Raw genomic sequence first — 12,177 nt, 5'->3', positions numbered from 1 at the left:
TTATAGCTTATTGCGCAATACCAATAAGCGCCAGCACCCATTTAGACTCAATTTTTCACGGAATCGTTCGCTGCAGCTCATTTTGGTACTTCCATATTTCAACGTTTGTTGTATTATCGAAGCATGCAAGAAGCTGATGTTATTCAATCCCTCGCCGCCCTCGCCCAGGAAGCCCGCCTTCGCGTGTTCCGCGCACTGGTGGTGGCGGGCCAAGACGGGCTCACGCCCGGTGCCGTTGCCGAGCAATTGGGCATAGCGCCCAACACGCTGTCCTTCCACCTCAAGGAGCTGACCCGCGCCGGCCTGGTCAGCCAGGAGCGCCAGGGCCGCAACCTGATCTACCGCGCATCGTTTGCCACCATGAACGACCTGCTCGCCTACCTGACCGAGAACTGCTGCCAGGGCTCCGAGTGCGCGACCGACGAAGCCACAGCCGCCTGCAAGTGCTGACCCATCACCCGCCGACGACCCCACCCCCACGACCCACAGCCGAAAGGAAACCACCATGAAGCGATTCCACGTCCACATGCATGTCGATGACCTTGCCAAGAGCATCGCGTTCTACTCCAGGCTGTTCGCAGCCGAGCCGGCGCGCGTCGAGGGCGACTACGCCAAATGGATGCTCGAAGACCCGCGCGTGAACTTCGCCATCTCCACCCGGGGCGACAAGCCCGGCGTGGACCACCTGGGTTTCCAGGTCGATGAGGCCGATGAGCTGGCGGAGCTGAAAGCCCGTGCTGAAGGCGCCGACATGGCGCTGCTCGACGAAGGCGCCACCACCTGCTGCTACGCCCGCAGCGACAAGCACTGGATCACCGACCCGCAAGGCGTGGCGTGGGAGCACTTCCACACGCTGGGCAACATACCGGTGTTCAACGAAGCGGCTGCGCCATCAGCTGCAACTACCGCTGCGGCCTGCTGCCCTACCGGCGCCCCATCGGCACAAGCCCTTGCCGCAGCTCCTGCCCAGGCGGCGTGCTGCGGCCCCAAGTCCACCGTCGCCAACAAGTGCTGCTGACCTGCCCGGAGCCCCCAGTGAGCGACCCACGCACCCCTTTGAACGTGCTGTTTCTGTGCACGCACAATTCCGCGCGCAGCATCCTGGCCGAAGCCCTGCTCAACGCCATGGGCCAGGGCCGCTTCAAGGCCTACTCGGCCGGCAGCAGCCCGCGTGAGCATCAGCAACCGCACCCTCTCGGCCTGCAGGTGCTGGCGCAGGCCGGCATCCCTACCGAGGGACTGCGCAGCAAAAGTTGGGACGAGTTTGCCGCCCCCGGCGCGCCGCACATGGACCTGATCGTCACCGTGTGCGACAACGCAGCGGGCGAGGCCTGCCCCTTCTGGCCCGGCCACCCGGCCACGGCGCACTGGGGCTATGCCGACCCGTCAGCGGGCGGTGGCTCGGACGCCGACAAGCTCGAAGCCTTCCGCAAAACCCTGCACGCCATCCAGCGGCGCCTGGAGCTGCTGGTGAACCTGCCCCACGACAAGTTGGCCGCCGCCGTGCTGCAAGCGACGGCCCGTAACCTGCCCGCGCAATGAAATGAAACACCCCCTGAGTCGCTTCGCGCCTTCACCCCTCTCTCGCTGCGCGGGAGGGGGACGCACCCGGTGGCCTGGCAAAGCCAGTTCCACGGGTGCACGGGTTTGGGCCGCGCCAGTTTCATGCATCGCGGGTGGCGCGCAGCGCAATGGATAACTGAAATGCCCCTACCACCAAGCCCTTTGCAACGCGCTGCTGCCAGCGCGTTGCCCCCCTCCCCGGCCGCTGGCATGGCGGTGTTCGAGCGCTACCTCACCGTCTGGGTGCTGCTGTGCATCGTCGCGGGCATTGCGCTGGGGCAATGGTTCCCTGGCGCGGCCCGCGCCGTGGGCGCGATGGAAGTCGCGCGCGTCAACCTGCCGGTGGGCCTGCTCATCTGGGTGATGGTCATCCCCATGCTGCTGAAGGTGGACTTTGGCGCGCTGGCCGAGGTGCGCCAGCATGTGCGCGGCATTGGCGTGACGCTGTTCGTCAACTGGCTGGTCAAGCCGTTTTCGATGGCGCTGCTGGGCTGGCTGTTCATCCGCCACTGGTTTGCACCGTACCTGCCGGCCGAGCAGCTCGACAGCTACATAGCAGGGCTTATCCTGCTGGCCGCCGCGCCCTGCACGGCCATGGTGTTTGTGTGGAGCCGCCTCACGGGCGGCGACCCGCTGTTCACGCTGTCGCAGGTGGCCCTCAACGACAGCATCATGATCGTGGCGTTCGCGCCGCTGGTGGCCTTTTTGCTCGGCCTGTCGGCCATCACCGTGCCGTGGGACACGCTGCTCACCTCGGTGGTGCTGTACATCCTGATCCCCGTGGTGATCGCCCAGTGGCTGCGCAAGCGCCTGCTGCGCAAGGGCCAGGCCGCCTTCGACGCCGCCGTGGCGCGCACCGGCCCCTGGTCCATCGCCGCGCTGCTGGCCACGCTGGTGCTGCTGTTTGCCTTTCAGGGCGAGGCCATCCTGCAGCAACCGCTGGTGATCGCCCTGCTGGCCGTGCCCATCCTGATCCAGGTGCTGTTCAACTCCGCCCTGGCCTATGGCCTGAACCGCGCCGTGGGCGAAAAGCACAGCATTGCCTGCCCCTCGGCGCTGATCGGCGCGTCCAACTTCTTCGAGCTGGCCGTGGCCACGGCCATCAGCCTGTTTGGTTTTCACTCCGGCGCAGCGCTGGCCACCGTAGTGGGCGTATTGATCGAGGTGCCCGTGATGCTGCTGGTGGTGGCCGTGGTCAACCGCAGCAAGGGCTGGTACGAAGCGCGGGGCTGACAGGCACGCCACCTGGGACGGTCAGGTGCCTGCCGCCACCGCCCCCCGCGCCTGCACCCGGCGCGAGATCAGCAGGCCCAGCCCAAAAATACCCACCGCCGCCACCGTGAACACCGGTGGCAGCCAGCCCCGGTCCACACTGAAAGCCACCATCAGCACGCCTGTGGACTGCCCCAGAAACAGCAGGCACGCAAACAGCGTCACCGCCGTGCCCCGTGCCTGGGGCGCCATCTGCGTGGCCTGCACCTGCAGCGTGTTGTGCAACATGTAAAAGCCGATGCCCGCCAAAAAGCAGCCCAGCATGGCCCAGCCCACTGCGGGCGCCCACGCCAGCGAGAGCAGCCCTATGGCAATGAAGCTGGCACCCAGCACGGCCAGCCCCCGCTCGCCCAGCGCCGCCAGCCAGCGCCGCGCAAACACGCTGTAGATCAACCCGCCCACGCCATACAGCACCATCACGCCGCCAGCGGCCGAGGCCGACAGGCCAAACCCATCCACCATGCGCGCGGGCACAAAGGCCAGCGTGCCAAACGCGAGCGCGCCCTCAATCGTGACCACTGTGAGCACCCAGCGCACACGCGGGATGCGCAGCAGCGCCATGGTGCCCGCGAGGTAGTTGGCCAGCGAGAACGCCGGTGCGCCTGGCACCACCACCGGGCGCAGCGCCCCGCTGGCACGCGCATGGCGCAACAGCAGCGTGGCCGCCGTGAAGAACAGCACGGCCAGCACACCCAGCGCCGCACGCCACCCCAGCGTTTCGGTGGCAAAACCGCCAAACCACTGGCCCGCCATCATCCCGGTCACCGTGGCCACCATCAGGCGCGCCAGGGTCTCTTGCCGCTGCTCGTAGGCCACCTCATCGCCAATCCACGCCATCGACAGCGGAATGATCCCGGCCGCCGCCGCCCCCATGGCCGCACGCGCCACCACCAGCAGGCTGAAGCTGGGCGCCAGCGCCGTCATGGCGCTGAACACCGCACACGCCGCCGTGGCGCCGATGATCACGCGCACCTTGCCCACCCGGTCACCCAGCGGGCCATACACCAGCTGCAGCACGCCATAGGCCACGGCAAACGCCGCAATCACCGCCGAGGCATCGCCCGTGGTGATCTTGTATTCAAGAGACAGTGCCACCAGCATCGGGTCGCACACACGCATGGAGGCCATGCTGCAAAAGGCCGCAAGGCTGATCAGCCGCAGCATCGTCGAGGAAGAGGTCATATGACCCGATTGTGGTGCCCACCGCGCCCGGCCGCTGGCGCGGTGTCGCATGCACCCTGGCTGCAGAAGGTTGGGCACGCTCCACACGGGCGTCTGCCATTTTTTGCGTGGCACCACGCGATCTTGCGCTTACCATGCGCCCCTTATTTGAACGAGGAGCCATGATGAACAAACGCAACTTTGTCGCCGCCAGCGTTGGCCTGGCAGGCCTGTGGACCGCCACCACCAGCAGCCACGCCGCCCCGCCGGCAACGGCATCCGCCAGCCCTGCCCTGCTCACCATCAGCGGCGCCATCACCAAGCCCAACCGGGGCGCGCTGGACCCCACCATCGACCAGATGATGGGCAAACACGGCATCCAGTTTGCCAACGCCCACACGCTCGACGCCGCTGCGCTGCAGCGCATGGCCGCCGTCACCATCAAGCCCACGCTGGAATACGACAGCAAGCCCCACACTCTGAAAGGCCCCCTGCTCACCACCGTGCTGGCCGCTGCCGGTGTGGCCGCAGGCAGCCCCGTGCAGCTGGTGCTGCGCGCGGTGGATGGCTACAACGTCACCATCAGCATGGCCGACGTGCAGGCCTACCGCATGATCGTTGCCACCCACATCGACGGCCAGCCCATGGCCCTGGGTGGCCTGGGCCCGCAGTGGGCGGTGTACGACGCGGATGTGCTGCCCTCCTTCAAGGACAAGCCGGTGAAGGAACGCTTTGGTTTGTGCCCCTGGGGGCTGTACCACATTGAGGTGAAAAAGGCCTAAGCGGACACGTGCCATTTCCCACCTGCTTCAACTGCCGCGCCAGCGTCCCGCCAGGTACATCCAGGTGCCTCAGATGCGGCCGCTGGGCAGGCGGTAGCCCTTCCGCGTCGCGAGATGACCTCAGCCCAAGGGAAGCGGGCTGGGGTCTGCCTCCCTATGTTCTGGAAAGCGCTTCATTTCGCTGGACGTCGCTGCTGGCCCCGCTGTGGGTGCCGCCGCTGGTCATGGTCTGGCTTGGAGCCCCTCCCATGGTGGTGGCCGCCATACTGGCTCTGTTCATCTTCATCCCCGGGCTGTATGTCATCACCAACCTGCCACGCTACTCGCGGTGGGCCAAACTGATCGCCTCGCTGGGATATGTGGCGCTGTCTGGCCCCTTGGGTCTGGCTTGCCTTGTTTGGGTGGACCGCTTGCTGCAAAAAGCGTAACCCTTGCCTTGCGCGGATTTCGCTCTCATTTATATAGCTGCTAGCGCAATATCCACTTGCGCTACAGCCATATTTCTCCCTAAATCAGCCCCGGCATCGCCCCATGCGCACCGCCAGCGCCGCCAGCGACCCCAGGGTGGCCAGCCCCACGACCCCCAGCCATCCCCACTGCGCCAGCACCAGGCTGCCCAGCGCCGCACCTGCCGACATGCCGATGAACATGCCCGTGAACAGCAGCGCATTGAGCCGGCTGCGCGCGGCGGGGTCGATGCCGTACACGATGGTCTGGTGCGCCACCAGCGTGGCCTGCACGCCAAAGTCAAAACCGATGGCACTCACCACGATCAACGCCAGCTGCGCCTGGGCGGGCAGCAAGGGCGCCAGCGCCATCACTGCAAACGACGCAGCCGCCAGCCCGGCGCCATAGCGCGTCACCACCTCGGGCCCACGCTTGTCAGCCAGGCGCCCGGCTAGCGGGGCAGCCAAGGCACCCGCCGCCCCGGCCAGGCCAAACGCCCCGGCTGCTGCCGTTCCCAGGTGAAACTGGCTGTGCAACATCACCGCCAGCGTGGACCAGAACGCGCTGAACCCCACCGCCAGCAGCCCCTGCGCCCAAGCCGCGCGGCGCAGCGCACTGTGCTGGCGCCACAGGGCCACCATCGAGCCGATCAGCGCGCCATAACCGAGCTGCGTGGTGGGAGCAAAGCGCGGCAGCCCACGCCACACGGCCACCGTCAGCAGCGCAATGGCCACCGCCGCCGCCACATACACCGTGCGCCAGCCCCACTGCTGCGCCACAAAGCCGCTGACCACACGCGACAACAAAATGCCCAGCAGCAGCCCCGTCATCACAATGCCCACCATGCGCCCGCGCTGTGCGGCCGGGGCCAGCGTGGCGGCAGCGGGCACGACGTCCTGCGCCACCGTGGCCGCCAGCCCCACGGCCAGGCTGGCCGCCAGCAGCGCGCCCATGCCGGGCGCCAGGCCGCTCAGCAGCAGGGCCAGCATCAGCGCGATGGACTTGATGACGATGATGCGGCGCCGGTCAAACCGGTCGCCCAGCGGCGCCAGCAGCAGGATGCCCAGCGCATACCCCAGCTGCGTGAGCGTGGGTACCAGGCCCACCACGCGGCTGTCGGCCTGCATGTCCGGCCCCAGCACGCCCAGCATGGGCTGGCTGTAATACAGCGACGCCACGCTCAGCCCCGCCGTGGTGGCCAGCAGCAGCAACAGCGGTGCGCTCACCGCCCGCTCGGCAGGCAACGCTGGGGCCACGCCCATCGCGTTGTTTGCATGCAAATTTTGAATGGAAGACATCGCATCAACACCCGTTCAGCCAAAGAATGGGGTGATTGTTCCCAGGCAAGCGCACGCTGGGTAGTGGGCTGGGTTACAGATTTGTTATACGCTTCATGCATGACCATTGCCCTACCACCCGGCGCCGACCGCATCGAGCTGATGCAGACCTTCATCCGCATCGTTGAGGCAGGCAGCCTGTCTGCCGCCGCCCAGCAGCTGGGCACCAGCCAGCCCACCGTGAGCCGCCGCCTGCAGGCGCTGGAGCGCACCTTGGGCATCAAGCTGCTGCAGCGATCCACCCATGTGATGAAGTTGACGGAAGACGGCGACCGCTGCTTTGCCCACGCCAAAGCCCTGCTGGAAGACTGGCGCGCCATGGAAGACGACCTGCGCGGCACGGCCGACACACCGCGCGGCACCTTGCGCGTGCTGGCGCCCCACGCCTTCGGGCAAAACCAGCTCATCCCCCCGCTGATGGACTACCTGCGCCGCTACCCCGATGTTTCGGTGGAATGGATGCTGCACGACCGCCGCCCTGACTTCATCGCAGAAGGTATCGACTGCGCCATCCAGGTGGGTGCGGTGGAAGACCCCTCGGTGGTCGCCATTCGCCTGGCCGAAGTGCCGCGCATCGTACTGGCATCGCCCGCCCTCATGGCAAGTCGGCCCACACCGCAACACGCGCAGGATCTGAAGGATATACCCTGGCTGGCGCTCAGCACCTTCTACCAGCGCGAAGTCACATTGACCCACCAGCACAGCAGCGAGGCCAGCACCTTCGCCATCACCCCCCGGCTGGCCACCGACAGCCTGTACGCCCTGCGCAGCGCCGCCCTGGCCGGGCTCGGCGCGTGTATTGCATCGGCGTGGATCGTAGATGCGGATCTGCGCGCAGGCGGCTTGCTGCACTTGGTGCCCACCTGGCAGGCCCCCTCGCTACCGGTGTATCTGGTGTATCCACATGCGCGGTTTTATCCGGCGCGGTTGCGGTTGTTTTTGGAGGGGATGCGGGGGGCAATGCCGGGGTTGGCGGGGATGCGGGGGGTGGTGTCTTGAGCGGACGACGACTGCCGGCCAGGAGCGGAGATACGCCCCGACCTTCCTGTTGAAAGCACCCTGTTGTTGTACGTGGCCACTTCCCCTGAAGGAGGTAAACGACTGGTTGAACAATCAGCCACCGTACGAGGTTCATCGTCAAGAAGTACGTCACTTCAGCGCGTGGCAATAGGACGCAGCCAGTGAGGCTGAGACGGCTTACAGTTGCTAGCTGGACATGTTCTCTGGCTTTGGAAATGCGAATTGAGATAGACCAGGTGATCGATCGACCTTCCTGACAGAGAGGAATTGGGGCTGGGGATGATGCATGAACGATGTTGTTGATTTTCTAATCAAGCGCCAGATGGTGTTCGTCTTTCTGGCTGTATTGGGGGGCGCAACTCTGTTTTTCTACTTCGCCATGATTGAAGGCTTGGGGTACTACCGAACTTCCCTCTTGTCTGGTGTGATCATGGCAGTCGGGCTGGCTGTTGTGACCACTATCAGGGTGCTGATCTATTTTTTATCCAGATTTTCCAATGGAGATTCTGTTAAAAATCAGTCGCGAAAGTTTGACGGCTCAGTTGCTGCACGGGTTGATTTCACTATTTTTTTGTTGAGATTCATTGGCATACATGCCATCGCCTTTTGCTTTTCCTTAGGAGTTTTTTCGATGTCTTTTTTCATCCTAAAAAGATGACATCGCCCACGTGAGAAATGCCGGGCTGCATGCCTACGCTCCATGGTTTTAAGGTCCAATCGAGCGTGCTCTGCATTGAAGAAGTACTACGGCGGCGCACGAAGGCCGGGCATGAGATGGGCCTTAAAAAAGGCTGGGCGCGCAGGTGAGGAACGCGTAGAGAAAATCGAAAGGCTGCAATAGTCCCGAAGGCGACGTTGAGCGCAACTCTCCAATCCGGTCATTTGTTCTGCTTGCGCCCCAACCTTAAGCGCCGCCACCCCTGCCTTTGCGCGTTCGCAGGCTATAGTTTGCTCAGCTGAAGCTTGCGGGAGTTGCAGAAATCTCTATACCTGAACGTTTCCATAGCTCTAGGCATGAAAACCCAGGCTGCAAGCCACTTCCAGGAGAAATCAGTGTCCAGAATATCCCGCACGGTCCAGCCTATCCCGCAAGTTCTGCGAGATACATTGCGGTAGGCCTCAGATGGAACAACCAACTCCTTTCCACCAACTCGGACGCTTTGTATTCCTGTTCCAGCATATCGAAGCGACGTTGACCGATCTGCTAGTGCGCATGTCCCGTGGAGACAGCGAAGCGGTTCTGATACTTGTGAACGAGCTTGAGTTTGGCAAGCGGGTCAAAACCACTGACGTTATGTTCGCTCGTCACGTCGATCTGCTTCGCCCGCCGCAATCCGTCGAGAAACCTGAATTCCACAAGCTCATGGTGGAAGTATTAAAGCTGGCCAAGAGGCGAAATGAAATCGTTCACTCCAAGTACATGCGTTGGTTCAACGTCGACGGCTTGGAGGGCCTCATCCGGTATAACTCCGAGCTCAGTGGCAAGAAGGGCATAAGAGAAGAGGTAGAGGAGGAAATGCTCCCCGAGAAATTCGAAGAAGACTGCAGCCGCTGCGCCCTGACCTTGATGGCACTGGAGAAGTTCAGAGTCAAGCTTATTGACTGGGAGTATCCGGATGCTGCCGCCTAACCAGTGGATCGATACGGACACACACCGGCAGCACGCGGGTCACCTCCAACGTTAGCTTGCAGATTGAAGCGCCTGTGCGAGTTCGAACGCTCTTGATTGCCGCTGCCTTGGGCGTTGGCGTGGCATGGCTCGCGCTCAACGCTTTCGGACTTTGGGTGGCATTCCATCCTTTTGGGCGCGGTGCGGAGCGGACCGCTTGGCTTGCCCCGCTCCTTCACGTCCTTTCCTGGTTGCCCTTTGTGGCCCTTGGAACCATCCTCACGTCCTGGTTGCTTGGCGAGCTTTCAGTGGGTTTTGCCGCCGGTCTGGCCGCCTCGGCCACCGTACTCGGTGCTTCCTTTTACTATGCACCAGGAGAGAGCCTCGCGGACGTCGCTTCTCTCATGTGGCTCCACCTACTGTGTCCCTTGGCACTCTTCCCCGCTTTTGTCGGTCTGCAGGCTCACAGGTCGTTCAAGCAGACGCCGCACAGCGGCTCCGCTTAACTCCAACGTTAGGCGTTAATGGGAGACATATGAACGACTCACAACTACTCGAAGACTTGCGGACCCGCTTCAATGCTGGACAGAAGCTGAAGTTCGTCTTCTTCTGGGGCCACCAACCCAGCAAGCATGGCGTCACCGCATCCTGCTTCAGCCAGTGGTACGGTGCCCCCTTCGTCGTAGATGGGCAGCAATACCCCACGGCGGAGCATTTCATGATGGCTGAGAAGGCTTCGCTCTTCGGCGATCAGGCAACCAAAGAGCAGGTTCTTCGAGCTCCAAACCCGGGAGCCGCCAAAGCCTTGGGGCGCCAAGTGCGCGGTTTTGATGAAGCCACTTGGCTTCAGCATCGCTTCTCCATCGTTGTCCGCGCCAATCAAGCCAAGTTCACACAAAACGTTGAACTTGGGCAGTTTCTCCAGCAAACTGGCGATCGCATCCTTGTTGAAGCGAGCCCAGTCGATAGAGTCTGGGGCATCGGTCTGGCCCAGGATGACGAGAAGGTCAACAATCCCAATCAGTGGCGAGGCCTCAATCTCTTGGGCTTCGCGCTCATGCAGGTACGCCGTGACGCCTAACCCCTCCGTCAAGGGGACGTCTTGCGGCAAGCCGCAAGCCGCCCCTTAGGTCGAACGTTAGGCGTCATGGAACTCATCGAACACATTCAGCGCGCCTGGGGCTGGACAGGCATCAATCCCGTCAAAGTCGTCGGCGAGAACGACTTTGGCAATCTCATGGTTCGAGATGAGCAGGGGCAGTACTGGCGCATATGTCCAGAAGATCTGTCTTGCAAAGTAGTAGCCGCTGATCGAACGGCACTCGATTCACTAACCAAGGATGAAGAGTTTCAGCAAGACTGGAACATGTTTGCCCTCGTCGAGGAGGCTAAGGTAAAGGTCGGACCACTCGAGCCAAGTCGAAAGTACTGCTTCAAGATTCCCGGGCCATTCGGTGGTGAGTACGGCGGTGACAATCTGGCTTCAATTGCCTTCTCAGAACTCATCGAAGTCACAGGCGACATAGCTCACCAAGTCAAAGATCTGCCCGAAGGCTCGCAGGTACAACTTCGAATCATCAAATGACGCCTAACCCTTCAATCGAGAGGACTTGCCCCGGCAAGCCGGGTCAAGCCTCTCATCTCAAACGTTGAGCGTCCGCTTTCGGTAGCCGCCACCGACTGCTCTTGGCCGATAGTACGCGGTCAACGACGAAGCGCGGATGACAGCAATCGCTGCTGGGCGATCATCTGCCGGATCTCCTCCATGGACCGTTTCGGGCCGAAAGCGCCCCACTTCTACCCTTCGTCAGAGAGCCCTCTTACCCCGCCACCACCCGATTCCGCCCCGTGTTCTTCGCTTCATACAGCGCCGCGTCCGCCCGCGCCAGCAGCTTGTCCATCGAGTCGTTCTGCGGCAGGCTCAGGGTGACGCCGATGCTGACGGTGCAGCCCACCTCGTTGCCCTGGGGCACGCAGGCGGCGCGGATGCGTTCGGCCACCTGCAGGGCGGCGTCCAGGGGGGTGTTGGGCAGCAGCAGGGCAAATTCTTCGCCGCCAAAGCGGCCCAGCAGGTCCTTGTTGCGCAGGCAGCGCTGTACCTTGGCGGCAAACTCCACCAGCACGCGGTCACCGGCCTGGTGGCCGTGGGTGTCGTTGATGGTTTTGAAATGGTCCAGGTCCAGCATCAGCATGGCCAGGGGCTGGCCGGTGCGGTGGCTGCGCTCCAGCTCGATGGCGCAGGCTTCGTCCATGTAGCGCCGGGTCAGGGTGTTGGTGAGCGAGTCGCGGGTGGCCAGCAGCTCCAGCTCGGCCCGCAGGCGGTCGCCAGCCATCAGCACGGCGCCCACCGAAAACAGCAGGACAGACACGGAAAAACTGGCGATGAACAGCACGTGCTGCGGCGTGCCGCTCAAGATGGTGTCGCCCATGGGCAGGAAGAACGTGGTGGCAAGCCGCACCAGCTGAATCACGGCGATGTACACGATCACCCCCACCGTGAGCCAGCGCGAAAAGCTGCCCATGCCCTGCCGCACGATGAACCAGGCGTGCACGGCAAACATCACGGCCAAGAGTGCCGTCACAAGCCGCAGGCGGGCTGTGTAACTGGGGTCGCCCAGGGCGAACCAAAGGGTGCCCAGCGTGACGGCGACAGTCACTGCCAGCCAGCGCCAGGTGGCTGGGCGCACGCCGTAAAAACGCTGGGTGCCCGCATACAGGCCATACACGCCCCAGCACAGCAAGAAATTGGGCACGGCCGTGGTGAGGATTTCAGGCAGTTGCCCACGCGAGGCCGCCAGGATGCCGCCCACCACAATGATCAACAGCGCCTGCGCCCATTGGCCCAGACCCTGAATGCTGGGCGGGTAGCTGCGCTTGAGGGCCCACAGCACCAGCGCCATCAGAGCACTCATGGCGCTGATCAACACGATGGCGGTGCGCGGGTCTATCACGTTCATGGTGGTGCCAGTTTGCCGGAATCGTTCCA

At 63.3% G+C, this 12,177-nt stretch carries 14 protein-coding genes; 11 read left to right on the top strand and 3 right to left on the bottom strand.

Features of this window, described 5'->3' with window-relative positions; all coding sequences use genetic code 11:
• Positions 1-123 precede the first annotated feature (123 nt).
• From ARADN35_RS0109560 to arsB, 4 genes are all read left to right on the top strand, one after another.
• A complete protein-coding gene (locus ARADN35_RS0109560) occupies positions 124-450 on the top strand; it encodes an ArsR/SmtB family transcription factor (RefSeq protein WP_010461444.1) in 327 nt (108 codons plus the stop codon).
• A 55-nt stretch (positions 451-505) separates the two neighbouring features.
• Positions 506-1,018 carry an ArsI/CadI family heavy metal resistance metalloenzyme gene (locus ARADN35_RS0109555; RefSeq protein ID WP_010461442.1) on the top strand — a complete coding sequence of 171 codons (513 nt, stop codon included), beginning with the start codon at positions 506-508 and terminating at the stop codon, positions 1,016-1,018.
• A gap of 17 nt (positions 1,019-1,035) precedes the next feature.
• The gene (locus tag ARADN35_RS0109550) at positions 1,036-1,542 is read left to right on the top strand and encodes an arsenate reductase ArsC (protein WP_010461440.1); all 507 of its coding nucleotides are present in this window, start codon (positions 1,036-1,038) and stop codon (positions 1,540-1,542) included.
• A gap of 231 nt (positions 1,543-1,773) precedes the next feature.
• Positions 1,774-2,796: an ACR3 family arsenite efflux transporter gene (gene arsB, locus ARADN35_RS0109545; protein WP_035196852.1), complete on the top strand. Its 1,023-nt coding sequence runs from the start codon at positions 1,774-1,776 to the stop codon at positions 2,794-2,796.
• Positions 2,797-2,817: 21 nt separating this feature from the next.
• On the opposite strand, the gene ARADN35_RS0109540 is transcribed toward arsB, so the two are convergent.
• Positions 2,818-4,017, bottom strand: a complete 1,200-nt coding sequence (locus ARADN35_RS0109540; protein ID WP_029413789.1) for an MFS transporter — start codon at positions 4,015-4,017, stop codon at positions 2,818-2,820.
• A gap of 164 nt (positions 4,018-4,181) precedes the next feature.
• On the opposite strand from ARADN35_RS0109540, the gene ARADN35_RS0109535 reads away from it, so the two are divergent.
• Together ARADN35_RS0109535 and ARADN35_RS0109530 are read left to right on the top strand one after the other, a co-directional pair.
• Positions 4,182-4,778, top strand: coding sequence for a putative pterin-binding protein (locus ARADN35_RS0109535; RefSeq protein WP_010461428.1), 597 nt, complete (start codon positions 4,182-4,184; stop codon positions 4,776-4,778).
• A gap of 248 nt (positions 4,779-5,026) precedes the next feature.
• Positions 5,027-5,206, top strand: a complete 180-nt coding sequence (locus ARADN35_RS0109530) for a hypothetical protein (RefSeq protein ID WP_010461426.1) — start codon at positions 5,027-5,029, stop codon at positions 5,204-5,206.
• Positions 5,207-5,290: 84 nt separating this feature from the next.
• Here the strand turns inward: ARADN35_RS0109530 and ARADN35_RS0109525 are convergent, their stop codons facing one another.
• Positions 5,291-6,523, bottom strand: coding sequence for an MFS transporter (locus tag ARADN35_RS0109525; protein ID WP_029413785.1), 1,233 nt, complete (start codon positions 6,521-6,523; stop codon positions 5,291-5,293).
• 99 nt (positions 6,524-6,622) lie between these two features.
• On the opposite strand from ARADN35_RS0109525, the gene ARADN35_RS0109520 reads away from it, so the two are divergent.
• The 5 genes from ARADN35_RS0109520 to ARADN35_RS0109495 all read left to right on the top strand — a co-directional run bounded on the left by ARADN35_RS0109520 (position 6,623) and on the right by ARADN35_RS0109495 (position 10,776).
• Positions 6,623-7,561, top strand: coding sequence for a LysR family transcriptional regulator (locus ARADN35_RS0109520; RefSeq protein ID WP_010461422.1), 939 nt, complete (start codon positions 6,623-6,625; stop codon positions 7,559-7,561).
• Between the two features lie 307 nt (positions 7,562-7,868).
• Entirely contained in the window at positions 7,869-8,240 is a 372-nt protein-coding gene (locus ARADN35_RS0109515) for a hypothetical protein (RefSeq protein WP_010461420.1), read from the top strand.
• Between the two features lie 465 nt (positions 8,241-8,705).
• The gene (locus ARADN35_RS0109510; protein WP_010461418.1) at positions 8,706-9,212 is read left to right on the top strand and encodes a hypothetical protein; all 507 of its coding nucleotides are present in this window, start codon (positions 8,706-8,708) and stop codon (positions 9,210-9,212) included.
• Between the two features lie 514 nt (positions 9,213-9,726).
• The gene (locus ARADN35_RS27285; protein ID WP_010461414.1) at positions 9,727-10,272 is read left to right on the top strand and encodes an NADAR family protein; all 546 of its coding nucleotides are present in this window, start codon (positions 9,727-9,729) and stop codon (positions 10,270-10,272) included.
• A 66-nt stretch (positions 10,273-10,338) separates the two neighbouring features.
• The gene (locus tag ARADN35_RS0109495; RefSeq protein WP_010461412.1) at positions 10,339-10,776 is read left to right on the top strand and encodes a T6SS immunity protein Tdi1 domain-containing protein; all 438 of its coding nucleotides are present in this window, start codon (positions 10,339-10,341) and stop codon (positions 10,774-10,776) included.
• Positions 10,777-11,011: 235 nt separating this feature from the next.
• On the opposite strand, the gene ARADN35_RS0109490 is transcribed toward ARADN35_RS0109495, so the two are convergent.
• Positions 11,012-12,148, bottom strand: coding sequence for a GGDEF domain-containing protein (locus ARADN35_RS0109490; RefSeq protein ID WP_010461410.1), 1,137 nt, complete (start codon positions 12,146-12,148; stop codon positions 11,012-11,014).
• Positions 12,149-12,177: the final 29 nt, after the last annotated feature.

The sequence above is a fragment of the Acidovorax radicis N35 genome (assembly GCF_000204195.1).
Taxonomy (GTDB): Bacteria; Pseudomonadota; Gammaproteobacteria; order Burkholderiales; family Burkholderiaceae_C; genus Acidovorax; species Acidovorax radicis.
Note: the sequence above shows the minus strand (reverse complement) of the source record. Positions and strands in the feature narration are given on the sequence as shown.

Excerpts from the sequence above, each read along its gene's own strand:
- ARADN35_RS0109555 (WP_010461442.1), top strand. The coding sequence starts at position 506 with ATGAAGCGATTCCACGTCCACATGCATGTCGATGACCTTGCCAAGAGC.
- ARADN35_RS0109535 (WP_010461428.1), top strand. The coding sequence starts at position 4,182 with ATGAACAAACGCAACTTTGTCGCCGCCAGCGTTGGCCTGGCAGGCCTG.
- ARADN35_RS0109515 (WP_010461420.1), top strand. The coding sequence starts at position 7,869 with ATGAACGATGTTGTTGATTTTCTAATCAAGCGCCAGATGGTGTTCGTC.
- ARADN35_RS0109490 (WP_010461410.1), bottom strand. The coding sequence starts at position 12,148 with ATGAACGTGATAGACCCGCGCACCGCCATCGTGTTGATCAGCGCCATG.
- ARADN35_RS27285 (WP_010461414.1), top strand. The coding sequence starts at position 9,727 with ATGAACGACTCACAACTACTCGAAGACTTGCGGACCCGCTTCAATGCT.
- ARADN35_RS0109525 (WP_029413785.1), bottom strand. The coding sequence starts at position 6,523 with ATGTCTTCCATTCAAAATTTGCATGCAAACAACGCGATGGGCGTGGCC.
- ARADN35_RS0109560 (WP_010461444.1), top strand. The coding sequence starts at position 124 with ATGCAAGAAGCTGATGTTATTCAATCCCTCGCCGCCCTCGCCCAGGAA.
- ARADN35_RS0109530 (WP_010461426.1), top strand. The coding sequence starts at position 5,027 with ATGGTGGTGGCCGCCATACTGGCTCTGTTCATCTTCATCCCCGGGCTG.
- ARADN35_RS0109495 (WP_010461412.1), top strand. The coding sequence starts at position 10,339 with ATGGAACTCATCGAACACATTCAGCGCGCCTGGGGCTGGACAGGCATC.
- arsB (WP_035196852.1), top strand. The coding sequence starts at position 1,774 with ATGGCGGTGTTCGAGCGCTACCTCACCGTCTGGGTGCTGCTGTGCATC.
- ARADN35_RS0109540 (WP_029413789.1), bottom strand. The coding sequence starts at position 4,017 with ATGACCTCTTCCTCGACGATGCTGCGGCTGATCAGCCTTGCGGCCTTT.
- ARADN35_RS0109510 (WP_010461418.1), top strand. The coding sequence starts at position 8,706 with ATGGAACAACCAACTCCTTTCCACCAACTCGGACGCTTTGTATTCCTG.
- ARADN35_RS0109520 (WP_010461422.1), top strand. The coding sequence starts at position 6,623 with ATGACCATTGCCCTACCACCCGGCGCCGACCGCATCGAGCTGATGCAG.